This window comes from Acrocarpospora macrocephala (assembly GCF_009687865.1).
GTDB lineage: Bacteria > Actinomycetota > Actinomycetes > Streptosporangiales > Streptosporangiaceae > Acrocarpospora > Acrocarpospora macrocephala.
In genome coordinates this window covers 1-14,834 of the sequence record NZ_BLAE01000079.1, presented here as the reverse complement: position 1 = coordinate 14,834, position 14,834 = coordinate 1, and the positions used below count along the sequence as shown (strand labels likewise).

Here is a 14,834-nt window from a genome sequence, read left to right as displayed (position 1 = left end):
TCCGAGATCTTCTAGATCGTCCGCCGGGCACGCTGATGCCATGCCAGGATGCGGCCCTCCAGCAGGAGGAACGAGGCGTTGAGCAGGAATCCCAGCACGCCGAGCAGGACGATGTAGGCCCATACGTCGGCGAACAGGAAGTTCTGCTGCGCGGTGATCAGGCCGTATCCGATCCCGCTGGTGCTGCCGATCAGCTCGGACACCACCATCAGGATCAGCGCCAGGGACAGGCTGAGCCGCAGACCTGCGAAGATCTTCGGCATGGCCGCCGGGATCACCACCCGCCACAGCACGTCGGCGCGGGAGAACCCGAAGACCCGGGCCGTCTCCAGATACTGGCGATCCACGGTCTTGCAGCCGTCCGCGGTGTTCAGCAGCACCGGCCAGATCACGCCGAAGACGATGATCGCCAGCTGGGTGGCCATGCCGATCTGGAACAGCGCGAAGAAGATCGGCACCAGCAGTGGTGGCGGCACCGCCCGGCCGAACTGCAACATCGGGTCCAGGTAGTCGGCCAGCCTGGCCGACCGCCCGATGGCGACCCCGAGCAGGATTCCGGCCGCGCTGGCCAGGATCCAGCCCGCGAACAGCCGGCCGAGGCTCGGCGCGAACGCCTCGATCGCCTCGTCGGTGAGCAGCCCCCGGGTCAGCGGCCCGGAGAACCAGAGCTCCTGGATGCGCACCGCGATCGTGCTCGGCGCGGGGAAGTAGGGCTGGGTGGCGAGCCGGGTGGCCAGCTCCCACAGCACCAGCGTCACCGGCACGATCCAGAGCCCGGCCACCCTGCTCGCGAAGCTTTTCCGTTTGGAGCGTACGCGGGTCACGACACACCCGCCATCCGGCTGTGATGCCAGCGGAAGAGTCGTTTCTCCGCGGCCACCAGCAGCGAGTTGACGGCGATGCCGAACAGGCCCACCCAGGCGGTCGCGGCGATCATCAGGTCGACCCGGTTGCCGCTGCCCGCCGTGCTGATGAAGACGCCGATGCCGGCGATACCGCCCGCCACCACCTCGGCGGTGACCACCAGGATGATGGCGACCGAGGCGGCCAGCCGTACCCCGGTGGCGATGAACGGAGCCGCGCTGGGTAGCACGACCCGAAACACCGTTGCGCCAGGACCGAAACCGAAGCTCCGCAGCGTCTCCTTGGCCAGCGGGTCGACGTCCCGTACGCCGTAGATGGTGTTGATCAGCACCGGCCAGGTGGCCGCGTACACCGCGACCGACATGCGCATGTGCACCGGATTCTGAAAGATCATGATAGTCAGCGGGATGAGGGCCACCGACGGGATGGGCCGGAGGAACTCGATCAGCGGCCGGGCCGCGACTTCGGCGGGCCGGGCCACCCCGAGCAGCAGACCGGCCGGCACCGCGATCGCGATGGTCAGCGCGAGCGCCCAGAACCAGGCCTCCAGGCTGGCGAGCGCGTGGCCGAGGAACTCCCCGTCGACGGCGAGTTCGGCGGCCCTGCCCAGAACGGTGGAGGTGAGCGGGAGGAATGTGGTGTCGATGAGGCCGGTCCTGCCCGCCGCCTCCAGAACGACAAGCAGCCCCGTGGCGCCCACGACGCCACGGAGCACTGTCGAGCTGATCAATCTGGACACGTCACCCCGCGGTCGGCGCGTGCAGCACCGACTTCACATCGAACCCGGCCTGCAGGTAGCCGTACTCCTTCATCGTGTCGGCGACCCGCTGCAGGCGCGCCTCGCTCAGGGTGGTGGAGTAGACCCCGAGCGCGATGACGGAGGCGGTGGCCGCGTCGATCTTGGTGTATTTCGGCAGGACCTCTTCGATCGACTTGCGGTCGGAGGCGGCCAGCTGCTGGGCCTTGGCCAGCGCGCGCTGGAAGGCGGCCACCGTCTTGGGGTTCTTGCTGACGAATTCGTCGTTCATCACCCAGCCGGCGATGGGGAAGTCAGCCATCGGGCCGCTCATCGTGTCGGCGACCTTCTTGGCGCCCTGCTGGGAGTAGGCCGAAATGAACGGTTCGGCCACCCAGATCGCGTCCACGGTGCCGTTCTTCAGCGCGCCGCCCATGTCCGGCAGCGGCATCGGCACGAACTGCTTGGGGTCGATGGTCACGCCGGACACCTTGGCGGAGGCGGTGACGGCCAAGGTGGCAATGTTGTTCAGCGTGTTGACCGCGATCTTCTTGCCGCCCAGGTCAGCCGGGCTCGAGATGCTGGCGTCGTCCGCGTTGGCCATCAGGACGAAGTTGTCGGGCGCGGCCTGGTAGCTGTCCGCGACCACCTTGAACTTGCCCACGCCCTTCTCCTGCGCGGAGAACAGGGAGACGTAGTTGTTGAGAATCGCGTCCAGCTGGCCGGCGACCAGCTTGGGTGTGGCGGTGGCGCCACCGACCTCGATGGAGGTCCGTACGGTCAGCCCTTCGGCGGTGAAGAAACCCTTGTCGATCGCGATCTGGATCGGCGCCGAGTCGGGTATAGGAAGGATACCGACCGTAAGGGCGGTTTTTTCCAAGCCGTTATTCGAGGTGTCCGCCGTCGTATTCGTATCGGCGCCGCCGCATGCCGTGAGTGCCAATGCGGCCAGGACGCTCACCACGAGCGGTCGGCCCAGGAATAGGCGTCTCATGGAGTCTCCTTTAGCTGGGGGAATGGCCCGCGGATCGTCAGATGATCTCGAACACGGCGGGCGACGAGCGACGAGCGTAGCGGAGGAAAAACCCCCTCAACAGGAATGAGAGCACTATGTCACCAAACTTGTAAACAAGTCGGCTGTTGGCGACTTTTGTGCAAAATGAGGCGTTTCGGGGGGTTGGACCGGTCCATCGAACGCGTGATCCCATGGAAGGTTCGTAGTTGGGGTTCAACCAGGGAAGTTCGCTCTGACCTCTCGACATTACTGAGCGCAACGTGTTGGATCGTGGCAATCCGGTCACGGCTATTGGTCTATCTCGTGGTCTTATGCTCCAATTGCCCGTGGCTTATGGGAGGTTTCCCGGGATAAATTGATTTTTCTTTAGCGGAAGGTGCGGCCTGTGAGGACGGCTACGATCGACAATGATCACCGCACCGTGTCCGAAACGCCCCAGATGGCCCTTCCCGGTCCCGAAGGCGAAGAAGACACGCGCAGCCGGATGGCGCTGAAGAACTGGCGGGTCCGCAGCCGCCTTGTCGCCCTGATCCTGGTCCCCACCATCGGAGCGGTGCTCCTGGGCGGGCTTCGTGTGGTGACATCGATCAACAGCGCCGCCGAATATCAGAGGGTCAGCGACGTGGCGGCCTTCACCGGCATTCTGAGCGACCTGATCCACGAGCTCCAGCTGGAACGCGATCTGACGGCGCGTTACATCGAGACCGGCCGGCCGGGCGAACCCGCCCTGGGCCTGGTCCGCAACCAGCGCGGCTCGGTAGATGTGCTCGCCGACGCGGTCCGGGGCCGCGTCGAGACCGCCGCCGACTCCTTCGGAGAAGTCGGCCGGCAGAATCTCTCCCGGCTCGACCGGCGCCTCGGCGAGCTGGCCAACTTGCGCAAGACGACCGTGGAAACTCAGCTCCCCGCGCTGCTCGCGATCGACAAGTACTCCGCGTTCATCGCGGACCTGATCCGCCTGTACGACGAGAACGGCCAGGGCGGCGTCGACGAGGAACTCGACGCCAGCGCCACCGCCCTCGGCTCGCTGGCCCGGGCCAAGAACGAGGCTTCCCTCGTCCGGTCCACGCTCTCCCTCGGCACCACCGTCGGCCGCCTCGACCCGCTCGAACTGGACGCGTTCACCGCCGCCCGCAAGCGGCAGGAGAGCGAGCTGAACGCGTTCCGCACGGTGGCCACCCCGGTCGAACGCCAGCGTTACGCCGACCTCGTGACCGGTCCGGAGATCGACAGGGCGGAGTTCCTCCGGCTGTCGGCGCTCGAAGTGATCAGGACTCGCCGCCTGCTCAACAACCTGGACGACCGCCCAGGCCCGGACGGCGACGAGTGGTTCCAGGTCAGCAGCGCCGGCATCGACAAGATGCACGAGGTGGAGAAGCTCCAGATCGCCTCCATCGTCGACCGCAGCAACGGCTTCGCCGCCGCCGACCAGCGCGGCGCCATCGCCAACATCATCGTGGTCGTGCTGATCCTCGGCCTGGTGCTGGTCATCACCACCGCGATGGCCCGATCGCTGGTCCGGCCGCTGCGCCGGCTCCGCTCCGAAGCCCTGGAGATCGCCGGCCACAAGCTCCCCGAGCTGGTCCAGCGGCTGCGCGACTCCGACGGCACCGGCAACACCCCCGAGGTGAAACCGCAGCCCATCGGCGTCTCCTCCACCGACGAGATCGGGGAAGTGGCCCGGGCCTTCGACGAGGTCCACCAGGAGGCGGTCCGGCTGGCGGGTGACGAGGCCAAGCTGCGCAGCAACGTCAGCGCCATGTTCGTCAACCTGTCGCGCCGTACCCAGACCCTGGTGGAACGGCAGATCGCCCTGATCGACGGCCTGGAGCAGGGCGAGCAGGACGAGCAGCGGCTCGGCAACCTGTTCAAGCTGGACCACCTGGCCACCCGCATGCGCCGTAACAGTGAGAACCTCCTGGTCCTCGCCGGGCAGGAACCCGCCCGCCGGTGGAGCCAGCCGGTGGAGCTCACCGACGTCATCCGGGCCGCGCTGTCGGAGGTCGAGGGCTACGAGCGGGTCGCCATCAACATCCCGTCCGACGTGGCGCTGGCCGGGCAGGCCGTCAACGACGTCATCCACCTGCTGGCCGAGCTGGTCGAGAACGCGCTTTCGTTCTCCGCCAGGGACACCCGGGTGGTCGTCTCGGGCAACCGGATCGACGGCGGCGGCGTGATGGTCTCGGTCACCGACGGCGGCATCGGGATGACCCAGGAGGAGATCGCCGCGACCAACTGGCGGCTGGCCAACCCGCCGGTCGTGGACGTGTCGGTGTCCCGCCGGATGGGCCTGTTCGTGGTCGGCCGGCTCGCGCTCCGCAACGGCATCCGGGTCCAGCTGCGCTCGCACGACAGCGGCGGCCTGACCGCGATGGTGCTGCTGCCGGAGTCGCTGATGGGCGCTCCGGCGTACTCCCAGCAGCAGTACGCGGGCACCTTCGCGCCCAGCTGGTCGCCGCAGGGCCAGTCCTCCGAGCCCGTGGCCTGGGGCGCCCCGCCGCTGGCCCTGTCGGCGCCCGCGCCGAACGGTCCCGGCGGGCCCTTCGCCACGCCGGGTCCCGGCGGACAGCACCCGTCCTTCCCGCCGCCGGGGCTGCCGCAGGCCATGTTCGGCGGCGACAACGGGGGACCCCAGCGGTCCGCGTTCGACGGCCGGGGTCCCGCGGACGGCCGGAACGCGCTGGGCGGCGGCCCGGCCGGCGCCCTGCCGCCCTCGCCGTTCGACGGCCGGGGCGCGTTCGGCACCTCGCCGGGGCAGCAGAACCCGTTCGACCAGCAGCCCGCCAGGTCGCCGTTCGACGCACCCGCCACCGGGCAGGTCATGCGCTCCCCGTTCGACCCGCGCACCCCGCCCGGCGCGCCAGGCCCGGTCTCCAACGGGCCGCCGCTGCCGAAGCGGCGTGGGGATTCCGGTCTGTCCGGTATCTCTGGGTTCTCGGGAATGCCCGGGATGTCGGGGATGGATGTGGACAGCACCGGCCCGCTGCCCGCCGTACGAGAAGAACGGCCGGAGGACTTCCTGCCCATCTTCGCGGCGGTGGAATCGGCCTGGTTCCAGCGCAGCCCCGAGGACAAGAGCTGGAACCAGACACCCGCAGACAACGGCTGGGAGGCGGCCGCCCAGCAGCCCTCCTGGGAGGCCAGCACCTCCTCGGGCCTGCCCAAGCGGGTGCCCAAGGCCAACCTGGTGCCCGGTTCCGCCGACGCGGGCAAGCCGGCCATCGCGCCGATGCCCGCCCTCTCGCCGGAACGCGCGCGCAGCCGCCTGTCCAGCCTCCAGCAGGGGGTACGGCAAGGCCGCGCGGTAGCCAGAGGCGAGATCAGCGAAGACGAGGGATACCCGGGCGCCGGCAGAGGAGAAAAGCCGTGAGCGTGCCGACATCTACCTATCTGTACAGGGGTGTTCCGTGCGAGAGATGAGCCATGCCGCGCGCGGCATCAACTGGCTGATCAGCGACTTCGTCAGCTCGGTGCCCGGCGTGGCGCACACCGTAGTGGTGTCCGCCGACGGGCTGCCGCTGGCGTACTCCGACGGCTTCCCGAAGGACCGGGCCGACCAGCTCGCGGCCGTCGCCGCCGGGCTGATCAGCCTCACCCAGGGCGCCTCGCGGGTGTTCGAGGGCGGCCCGGTCACCCAGACCATGGTCGAGATGCAGCGCGGGCTGCTGCTGATCATGTCGGTCAGCGACGGTTCCTGCCTGGCCGTGCTGGCCGCCAGCGACTGCGACATGGGCCTCGTGGCCTACCAGATGACGCTCCTGGTCGAACGTGCGGGTCAGGTTCTGACTCCCGCGGTGCGGGCTGAGCTCCAGGCCACCCACCCGAGGAGATAATCATGGACTCGTGGGGGCCGCCGTATGGTGCCCCGATCCCGCCGCGGGATCCCGCCTCGCCGGTCCGGCCGTACGCGGTCACCGGCGGGAGGACGGCGCCGCGCATGCAGCTCGCGCTGGAGGCCCTGGTCTCCTCGGCGACGTCGATGCACCAGGATCTGTCCAACCGGCCGCCCGAGCAGCGGGCCATCAGCTCGCTCTGCCGCCAGGTGCGGTCGGTCGCCGAGGTGTCCGCGCTGCTGCGGATGCCCCTGGGCGTGGCTCGCGTGGTGATCGCCGACATGGCGGCGGAGGGGCTCGTGCACGTGCACCAGCCACAGCTGGACGCCGGGAAGCCGGACTTGGGATTGTTGGAAAGGGTACTCAGTGGACTTCGACGTCTATAGCCACGGCACTGCCAGCCGTGGCCTGACCTCGACGAAGATCGTCGTTGCCGGCGGCTTCGGAGTTGGCAAGACGACTTTCGTCGGAGCGGTGTCGGAGATCGTGCCGCTGACGACCGAGGCGGTGATGACCGACGCCTCCAAGGACATCGACGACGTCGCATTGACGCCCAACAAGACGACCACGACGGTGGCGATGGACTTCGGCCGGGTGTCGCTGGACCAGGATCTGATCCTGTATCTGTTCGGCACGCCTGGTCAGCACCGTTTCTGGTTCATGTGGGATGACCTGGTGCGTGGCGCGATCGGCGCGGTCGTCCTGGTGGACACCCGCCGGTTGGCCGACAGTTTTCCCGCCGTGGACTACTTCGAGGAAGCCAAGCTGCCCTTCGTGGTCGGCGTCAACGGGTTCAACGGCGTCTACGCCCACGGCGAGGAGGAGATCAGGGAAGCCCTGTCGCTCTCCCCGCACATCCCCGTGGTCAAGACCGACGCCAGAACCCGCGAGTCGGTGAAGAGCACCCTCATCACGCTGGTGGAACACGCGCTCACCACGCGCGTGGGCTCGCCCGGCTGGTAAGCGGATAGGCTGGGGATCCTGGGGTAGTCCCCTGACCCACGACTTCTAGGCTGGCCAATCACGTGTTCGAGACGCTTTCCGACCGGCTGACTTCGGTCTTCTCCTCGCTTCGCGCCAAGGGCAGACTGTCCGACGCGGACATCGACGCGACCTGCCGCGAGATTCGCATCGCGCTGCTGGAAGCCGATGTCGCGCTGCCGGTGGTCAAGGACTTCGTCGCCCATGTCAAGGAACGGGCCCGCGGCGTCGAGGTGTCCCAGGCCCTCAACCCCGCCCAGCAGGTCGTCAAGATCGTCAATGACGAGCTGATCGACATCCTCGGCGGCGAGACCCGGCGGCTCCGCTACGCCAAGACCCCGCCGACCGTGCTGATGCTCGCCGGTCTGCAGGGCTCGGGCAAGACCACCCTGGCCGGCAAGCTGGCCCGCTGGCTGCGCGAGCAGGGCCACGTGCCCCTGCTCGTCGCCTGCGACCTGCAGCGGCCCAACGCGGTCCAGCAGCTGTCGGTGATGGCCGAGCGGGCCGAGGTGGCCGTGTTCGCGCCCGAGCCGGGCAACGGCGTCGGCGACCCGGTCGAGGTGGCCCGCCGCTCGGTCGAGCACGCCAAGCGGCAGCAGCACGACGTGGTCATCATCGACACCGCCGGCCGCCTCGGCATCGACCAGGAGCTGATGCGGCAGGCCGCCGACATCCGCGACGCGGTCAGCCCCGACGAGGTGCTGTTCGTGGTCGACGCCATGATCGGCCAGGACGCGGTGACCACCGCGCAGGCCTTCATGACGGGCGTCGGCTTCGACGGCGTCGTGCTCACCAAGCTGGACGGCGACGCCCGCGGCGGCGCCGCCCTGTCGGTCCGGCACGTCACCGGCCGCCCGATCATGTTCGCCTCCACCGGCGAGAAGCTCGAGGACTTCGACGCCTTCCACCCGGACCGGATGGCGGGCCGCATCCTCGACATGGGTGACATCCTCACCCTGATCGAGCAGGCCCAGAAGACCTTCGACGAGGCCGAGGCCGCCAAGATGGCGAGCAAGATGGCCTCCGGCGACGGCTTCACGCTGGACGACTTTCTCGACCAGATGATGATGGTCCGCAAGATGGGGCCGATCAAGAACCTGCTCGGCATGATGCCCGGCATGGGGCAGATGCGGGACCAGCTCAACCAGGTCGACGACAAGGACCTGGACCGGATCGCCGCCATCATCCGCTCGATGACGCCCGGCGAGCGGGCCGAACCGAAGATCATCAAGGGCTCCCGGCGGGAGCGCATCGCGCGTGGTTCCGGTGTCACCGTGACCGAGGTCAACAACCTGGTCATCCGCTTCTTCGAGGCGCAGAAGATGATGAAGCGCATGTCCCAGGGCATGGGCATTCCCGGCATGCCCGGCGGGCGGCGCCAGCAGAAGGCGATCAAGCCCAAGAAGGGCCGCCGGGTCAGCGGCGACCCGCGCAAGGCCGGGCTGCCCAAGCCCGTCGCGGAAACGCCCAAACCCGGGACCGGCGCGCTCGGCAACCTCGGCCAGCAGCTGCCGCCAGGTTTCGATCCGTCCAAGTTCAAGTTTCCTGGGCAGAAGTAGGCACGAACATCTGGCAGAATGGGGTGTTGGAACATCGTGATCTGGTGGGTGCCCTCTCACCCCCGCCTGTCGCGCCTGTCCCTCGGGCGGTCGACACGTCGTGCCCCACTCGATGAGACACCGCTCACCCACTTGCTGAAGCAGGAGAGACCACACCCGTGGCAGTCAAGATCAAGCTCAAGCGGCTCGGCATGATCCGCAACCCGCAATACCGCATCGTCGTCGCCGACAGCCGCACCAAGCGGGACGGCCGGGCGATCGAGGAGATCGGTCTGTACCACCCGAAGGAGAACCCGTCGCTGATCCGGGTCGACTCCGAGCGGGCGCAGTACTGGCTGGGCGTCGGCGCGCAGCCGACCGACCCGGTCCTGAAGATCTTCAAGCTGACCGGCGACTGGCAGAAGTTCAAGGGCGAGGCCGCGCCGCCGCCGCTCCTGGTCGCCGAGCCCAAGCCGGACCGGCACGCGCTCTACGAGGCCGCCGCCAAGGAGACGCTCTCCGGCGACTCCGCCGGCGCCGCCACCACGCCGCGCAAGGCCCGCAAGGCCGAGCCGAAGGCCGAGACCGCCGCCGAGGCTGAGCCGGAAGCCCAGGCCTGAGGTGCTGGAAGAGGCCCTCGAACACCTGGTTAAGGGCATCGTCGAACATCCCGACGAGGTCCAGGTCCGGGCTCGGAAGATCCGTACCGGGCGCGTCCTAGAGGTCCGGGTTCATCCTGAGGACCTCGGTAAGGTCATCGGCCGTGGGGGTCGCACGGCGAAGGCGCTGCGCACTGTCGTCAACGCTCTCGCCGACGGCAAGTACGTGCGGGTCGACCTGGTCGACCTGAACGAGGCCCGCTGAACAATCGCACGAGACCAGGGGACCCCCCACGGGGGTCCCCTGGCTTGTTTTCTGGGGGTAACTGTGGAGAGCGCATGCAGCTAGTCGTGGGCAGGATCGGGCGTCCGCACGGCGTTCGCGGCGAGGTCACCGTGGAGGTCCGCACCGACGCGCCCGATCAGCGTTTCGCCCCCGGCACCACGCTGACCACCGAGCCCGCCGCGCGCGGGCCGCTGGTGGTCGAGGGCGCCCGCTGGCACAAGGGCATCCTCATGCTCAGCCTGGCCGGCGTCGAGGGCCGCGAGGCCGCCGAGGCCCTCAGGGACACGCTGCTGGTCATCGACTCCGCGGACCTGCCGCCCTCCGAGGATCCCGACGAGTTCCACGATCACCAGCTGATCGGTCTGGCCGTCCAGACCCCTGACGGTTCCGCCGTCGGGGAGGTCGCGGACGTCCTGCATCACGGCCAGGATCTCCTGGTGGTACGGCGTGCAGGTCGCGATGACGCGTACGTGCCGTTCGTCAAGGCGCTCGTCCCCGACATCGACCTGGACCGGGGCTTCCTGGTCGTCGCCGCGCCTCCTGGTCTGTTCGACCTGGACACTTGATCATGCGTATCGACATCATCTCGATCTTTCCCGAGTATTTCGCGCCGCTTTCCGTCTCGTTGATGGGGAAGGCCCGGGAACGCGGCATCCTCGATATCCGCCTCCACCAGCTCCGTGACTGGGCCCACGACGTCCACCACACCGTCGACGACACGCCCTATGGGGGCGGGCCTGGCATGGTGATGAAGCCTGAGGTGTGGGGCGAGGCCATCGATGCTGTCATCGCGCGTTCCGCGGGTGAGTTCCCTGGCGCTTCGATTGCTTCGGGAGGAACTTCTGGTGATGGTGTGGTCGCAGGCTCTTCAGGTGGAATCGCTGGCGAAAGTTTGGTTTCTGGGCTTGAGGGCGAGGTTGCCGCCGTCGGGGGGCCGGTTGCCGGCCGTACCCCACGCCTGATCGTTCCTACGCCCAGCGGGCGCCGGTTCACGCAGTCGGTGGCGCTGGAATACGCCGCGGAGCCGTGGTTGCTGTTCGCGCCTGCCCGCTATGAGGGCATCGACTCCCGGGTCATGGTCGAGTACGCCTCCCGGCTGCGGGTCGACGAGGTCAGCATCGGCGACTACGTGCTGGCGGGTGGGGAGGCCGCGGTTCTGGTCATGGTGGAGGCCGTGGCCCGCCTGCTTCCTGGCGTCCTCGGCAACGCCAACTCGGTCACCGACGATTCCTTCGCCCCTGGTGCCATGCAGAACCTTCTTGAAGGTCCCGTTTACACCAAACCTCCGGTCTGGCGAGGCCACGAGGTTCCCGAAATCCTCCTTTCCGGTCACCACGGCAAGATCGCCCGCTGGCGTCGTGACGAAGCCCTTCGGCGCACGTACATCAGACGGCCTGACCTGCTCCCGGCCGTACAAGATCTGGACAAAGCGGACCGTCAGGCCCTAGCAGACCTCAACCCCGACGGGTGAGCCGATTACGCGGCTCGTTTCGCCTCAGTCCTGAAGATGTGGCAAACTTAGTTGCTGTTGCCTACGTTGGCACAGCAGGGTCGGGGCATCGCGCCCGATCAGAACTATTCAGCTCAGCACGCGCGTCCCTCACGCCGCCTGCCCACGGAGGACAGGCCGGATGGACCTCCGTGTGCTCGCTTCGATGAGGAACCGCCGTCATGCACACGAAGATCCAGGAGCTTGAGAAAGCTTCCCTCCGCACGGACATCCCGGCGTTCCGCCCGGGTGACACCCTTGAGGTGCACGTCCGCGTCGTCGAAGGCAACCGGTCCCGAATCCAGGTGTTCAAGGGCTTCGTCCTGCGCCGCCAGGGCGGCGGCAACCGTGAGACTTTCACCGTCCGCAAGATCAGCTACGGCGTCGGGGTGGAGCGCACCTTCCCGGTGCACAGCCCGGTACTCGAGAAGATCACCCTCGTCACCCGCGGTGACGTCCGTCGCGCCAAGCTGTACTACATGCGTGACCTGCGTGGCAAGAAGGCTCGCATCCGCGAGAAGCGCGACGCGCTGCCCGCCGCGAAGTAAGGCGGCGAAGATGAGGAGCCCGTGCCGCGCCGGTACGGGCTTTTCATCGTTTTGGGGGCGTTTCCCATTCACCGGCACCGCATTTGGCAAGTCGATGCCGCGTCGGCAACGCTCGGCGACGCGGGCATCATCTAGGCTCATGAGCAGGCGAGCCCGATGCATGTCGCGGGCTCGCGTGTTTTGTGACTAGCGAAGCGGGGTCAATCGACCCTGACCAGGACGGGGTGGACGTGGTCGCGGAAGACACCCAGCAGAATGCCAAGGGCGGCAAGGATAAGAAGGGCTCGTTCTGGCGTGAACTGCCGGTTCTGGTGGTCGTCGCCCTGGTGCTCGCGCTCCTCATCAAGTCCTTCGTGGTCCAGGCGTTCTACATCCCGTCGGAATCGATGGAGAACACCCTCCTCAAGAACGACCGGGTGCTGGTCAACAAGCTCGTCTACCGGGTCCGCGACATCGAGCGCGGCGACGTGGTGGTGTTCTCCGGCGTCGACTCCTGGGGCGGCGAAGCCGAATACGAGGAGCCCGGCAACCCCGTCGCGGCCTTCTTCCGCTGGGTCGGCACCGCCTTCGGCGTGGTCCCCGGCGAGAAGGACTACATCAAGCGGGTCATCGGCGTCCCCGGCGACACGGTCAAGTGCTGCGACGCCAAGGGCCGCGTCACCGTCAACGGCGTGCCCCTGAACGAGGAGTCCTACCTCTACCCCGGCGACGTCCCGTCCATCGGCAACTTCGAGATCGTCGTCCCCGCCGACCGCCTCTGGGTGATGGGCGACCACCGCGCGGTCTCGCTCGACTCCCGCTCCCACGGCGGCGACCCCGGCGGCGGCACCATCCCGATCGGCCAGGTCATCGGCCGCGCCTTCGTCATCGTCTGGCCGTTCGACCGGGCCGCCGTGCTGCCCATCCCCGACACCTTCGACCAGCCCGCCCTGCACGCGGCTCAGGCGGCCTCGGGCGCCGCCCCCCTCCTTCTCGGATTCACAATGGCCTTCCCGCTTGTGGCGCTTAGACGCCGCATACGGGTGAGGCGGTAACCTACCGCAGGTGACCGTGGCTGAAGAGACCGATCCCCCCGCGCCCAAAAAGAAGAAGCGCTCCACCCTCCGCGAAACCGTCATGTTCACGGTGGGCGGAATCGTCGTGGCCGTGCTGGTGCACCTGTTCGTGATGCAGTCGTTCTACATCCCGTCCGAGTCGATGGAGAACACGCTGCTGGTCAACGACCGGGTGGTGGTGTTCAAACTGGGCGGCATCGACCGCGGCGACATCGTCGTGTTCAAGGGCTGGGACGGCGAGGACACCATCAAACGGGTGATCGGCAAGGGCGGCGACACGGTCAAGTGCTGCGACGCCCAGCGCCGCATCACCGTCAACGGCACCCCCATCCAGGAAGAGGACAACTACCTCTATCCCGGCGACTACGCCGGCAAGACCTTCGAGGTCAAAGTCCCGGAAGGCCGCCTCTGGCTGATGGGCGACCACCGGACCAACTCGATGGACTCCCGCTCCTTCATGGAAGACGAGTTCACCGGCACCATCGCCGAAGCTGACGTGATTGGCACGGCTTTTGCCCGGTATTGGCCGTTCGACCGATTGGCTTTCTTCTCTCGTCCGGAGACGTTCTCCAAGATCCCATGATGGGGCGTACGCTGCTTCTGTCATGACAGTTGCCTATCGACCCCGTCCCAGCGTCGTACGTCGCGATTCGGGGCTCTACGGATATGAACGGGCCCTCGCCCGGCGTGGCCTGGCCCCCGTCGCCGGCGTGGACGAAGCGGGCCGCGGCGCGTGCGCGGGCCCGCTGGTCGTCGCGGCGGTCGTCCTCGGCCGCGACATCGACGGCCTGGCGGACTCCAAGCTGCTCACCCCCGCCCGCCGCGAGGAACTCCACCACAAGATCATGGCCACCGCCCGCGCCGTGAGCGTGGTGATCATCCCTCCGGACGAGCTGGACGCCCGCGGCCTGCACAAGTCCAACGTGGCCGGCATGCGCCGCGCGATCGCCGCCCTGGGCCTGCTGCCCGGCTACATCCTCACCGACGGTTTCCCCGTCCCCGGCCTCCCCGCCCCCTCCCTGGCGGTCTGGAAGGGCGACCAGGTCGCCGCCTGCGTGGCCGCCGCCTCCATCGTGGCCAAAGTGACACGTGACCAAATGATGACCGAGCTCCACGACGTCCACCCGGAGTACGGATTCGCCTTGCACAAGGGATATGTGACCCAATCGCACCGCAGGGCCCTGGCGACCCACGGACCCAGCCCGCATCATCGGTTCTCGTTCGTGACAGTGGCGCGGACGAGGCTGGGTATGGACATGCGGGAGAATGGGTCAGGGGCCCAGACGGGGTGTGGAACAGGAGGACCGGCATGAGCGCGGAGGATCTCGAAAAATACGAGACCGAAATGGAACTGCAGCTCTACCGCGAGTACCGCGACGTGGTCGGCCTGTTCACGTATGTCGTGGAGACCGAACGCCGCTTCTACCTGACCAACTCGGTAGACCTCGACGTGCGAACCGCCGAGAACGGCGACGTCTTCTTCGACGTCAAGATGCAGGACGCCTGGGTCTGGGACATGTACCGCCCAGCAAGATTCGTGAAGAACGTCCGAGTAGTCACCTTCAAGGACGTCAACGTCGAAGAACTCGCCAAACCCGACCTGGAAATGCCAAAGGAGGGCTTCTCCAGCTGATTTTGACCGGGTTGTTGCAGACTCTTGCCGGTGGGCGAGGCCGGCGCGAGCGGACGAGGCATCGGCTTCGTGCCGAACATGCCCTGCCGGGTTTGGTCTAGGCCCTTGAGAGTCTTTAGGGCGGTAGTTCCTACACGCTGGTGCTGGCGGTCCCGTGGGCGTGAGGTCGTTGGGCTGGGAGCGCAAAGCGCCCGCTTCCGGGCCACCACGGGGATGGCGGGGGCGGGCGGAGCCCGAGGGAAGACAAGGGGTTGGGC

Annotated in this window: 17 protein-coding genes; 14 read left to right on the top strand and 3 right to left on the bottom strand. The window is 67.7% G+C overall.

Going from position 1 to position 14,834, the window contains the following annotated elements:
- Window positions 1–11: 11 nt before the first annotated feature.
- From Amac_RS45625 to Amac_RS45615, 3 genes are read right to left on the bottom strand one after another with little or no spacing between them, the layout of a single operon-like run.
- Window positions 12–824 (bottom strand): ABC transporter permease, encoded by an 813-nt coding sequence (locus Amac_RS45625; protein ID WP_246269128.1) that lies wholly within the window; start codon window positions 822–824, stop codon window positions 12–14.
- A complete protein-coding gene (locus tag Amac_RS45620; RefSeq protein WP_246269127.1) occupies window positions 821–1,603 on the bottom strand; it encodes an ABC transporter permease in 783 nt (260 codons plus the stop codon). The genes Amac_RS45625 and Amac_RS45620 overlap by 4 nt, the downstream gene beginning before the upstream one ends.
- Before the next feature lies 1 nt (window position 1,604).
- Window positions 1,605–2,594 carry an ABC transporter substrate-binding protein gene (locus tag Amac_RS45615; protein WP_246269126.1) on the bottom strand — a complete coding sequence of 330 codons (990 nt, stop codon included), beginning with the start codon at window positions 2,592–2,594 and terminating at the stop codon, window positions 1,605–1,607.
- A gap of 406 nt (window positions 2,595–3,000) precedes the next feature.
- On the opposite strand from Amac_RS45615, the gene Amac_RS45610 reads away from it, so the two are divergent.
- The 14 genes from Amac_RS45610 (at window position 3,001) to Amac_RS45545 (ending at window position 14,577) form a co-directional block, all read left to right on the top strand.
- Window positions 3,001–5,985, top strand: coding sequence for a sensor histidine kinase (locus Amac_RS45610; protein WP_155360686.1), 2,985 nt, complete (start codon window positions 3,001–3,003; stop codon window positions 5,983–5,985).
- A gap of 37 nt (window positions 5,986–6,022) precedes the next feature.
- Window positions 6,023–6,448, top strand: coding sequence for a roadblock/LC7 domain-containing protein (locus Amac_RS45605; protein ID WP_155338167.1), 426 nt, complete (start codon window positions 6,023–6,025; stop codon window positions 6,446–6,448).
- Between the two features lie 2 nt (window positions 6,449–6,450).
- The gene (locus Amac_RS45600) at window positions 6,451–6,834 is read left to right on the top strand and encodes a DUF742 domain-containing protein (protein ID WP_155360685.1); all 384 of its coding nucleotides are present in this window, start codon (window positions 6,451–6,453) and stop codon (window positions 6,832–6,834) included.
- 22 nt (window positions 6,835–6,856) lie between these two features.
- Complete coding sequence (locus Amac_RS45595; protein ID WP_155360716.1) at window positions 6,857–7,411, top strand: GTP-binding protein; 555 nt, start codon at window positions 6,857–6,859, stop codon at window positions 7,409–7,411.
- A gap of 62 nt (window positions 7,412–7,473) precedes the next feature.
- On the top strand, window positions 7,474–8,988 hold the full coding sequence (gene ffh / locus Amac_RS45590; RefSeq protein WP_155360684.1) for a signal recognition particle protein: 1,515 nt from the start codon (window positions 7,474–7,476) through the stop codon (window positions 8,986–8,988).
- A 158-nt stretch (window positions 8,989–9,146) separates the two neighbouring features.
- Entirely contained in the window at window positions 9,147–9,587 is a 441-nt protein-coding gene (gene rpsP / locus Amac_RS45585) for a 30S ribosomal protein S16 (protein WP_155346802.1), read from the top strand.
- A 1-nt stretch (window position 9,588) separates the two neighbouring features.
- Entirely contained in the window at window positions 9,589–9,831 is a 243-nt protein-coding gene (locus Amac_RS45580; RefSeq protein WP_155346803.1) for an RNA-binding protein, read from the top strand.
- 74 nt (window positions 9,832–9,905) lie between these two features.
- On the top strand, window positions 9,906–10,418 hold the full coding sequence (gene rimM, locus Amac_RS45575) for a ribosome maturation factor RimM (protein WP_155360683.1): 513 nt from the start codon (window positions 9,906–9,908) through the stop codon (window positions 10,416–10,418).
- Between the two features lie 2 nt (window positions 10,419–10,420).
- Window positions 10,421–11,323, top strand: coding sequence for a tRNA (guanosine(37)-N1)-methyltransferase TrmD (trmD, locus tag Amac_RS45570; protein WP_155360682.1), 903 nt, complete (start codon window positions 10,421–10,423; stop codon window positions 11,321–11,323).
- A gap of 200 nt (window positions 11,324–11,523) precedes the next feature.
- On the top strand, window positions 11,524–11,889 hold the full coding sequence (gene rplS / locus Amac_RS45565; protein ID WP_155360681.1) for a 50S ribosomal protein L19: 366 nt from the start codon (window positions 11,524–11,526) through the stop codon (window positions 11,887–11,889).
- Between the two features lie 182 nt (window positions 11,890–12,071).
- Complete coding sequence (lepB, locus tag Amac_RS45560; RefSeq protein WP_373869944.1) at window positions 12,072–12,923, top strand: signal peptidase I; 852 nt, start codon at window positions 12,072–12,074, stop codon at window positions 12,921–12,923.
- A gap of 10 nt (window positions 12,924–12,933) precedes the next feature.
- Window positions 12,934–13,527 (top strand): signal peptidase I, encoded by a 594-nt coding sequence (lepB, locus tag Amac_RS45555; RefSeq protein WP_246269125.1) that lies wholly within the window; start codon window positions 12,934–12,936, stop codon window positions 13,525–13,527.
- A 22-nt stretch (window positions 13,528–13,549) separates the two neighbouring features.
- Window positions 13,550–14,257, top strand: a complete 708-nt coding sequence (locus Amac_RS45550; protein ID WP_155346807.1) for a ribonuclease HII — start codon at window positions 13,550–13,552, stop codon at window positions 14,255–14,257.
- Window positions 14,254–14,577, top strand: coding sequence for a DUF2469 domain-containing protein (locus Amac_RS45545; RefSeq protein WP_030511723.1), 324 nt, complete (start codon window positions 14,254–14,256; stop codon window positions 14,575–14,577). Before Amac_RS45550 ends, Amac_RS45545 begins: the two co-directional genes overlap by 4 nt.
- The last annotated feature ends 257 nt before the right edge of the window (window positions 14,578–14,834 follow it).

Bases quoted from the DNA above. Each gene is read 5' to 3' on its own strand.
- Amac_RS45550 (WP_155346807.1), top strand. From the start codon at position 13,550: ATGACAGTTGCCTATCGACCCCGTCCCAGCGTCGTACGTCGCGATTCG.
- Amac_RS45615 (WP_246269126.1), bottom strand. From the start codon at position 2,594: ATGAGACGCCTATTCCTGGGCCGACCGCTCGTGGTGAGCGTCCTGGCC.
- rplS (WP_155360681.1), top strand. From the start codon at position 11,524: ATGCACACGAAGATCCAGGAGCTTGAGAAAGCTTCCCTCCGCACGGAC.
- trmD (WP_155360682.1), top strand. From the start codon at position 10,421: ATGCGTATCGACATCATCTCGATCTTTCCCGAGTATTTCGCGCCGCTT.
- Amac_RS45600 (WP_155360685.1), top strand. From the start codon at position 6,451: ATGGACTCGTGGGGGCCGCCGTATGGTGCCCCGATCCCGCCGCGGGAT.
- Amac_RS45545 (WP_030511723.1), top strand. From the start codon at position 14,254: ATGAGCGCGGAGGATCTCGAAAAATACGAGACCGAAATGGAACTGCAG.
- rimM (WP_155360683.1), top strand. From the start codon at position 9,906: ATGCAGCTAGTCGTGGGCAGGATCGGGCGTCCGCACGGCGTTCGCGGC.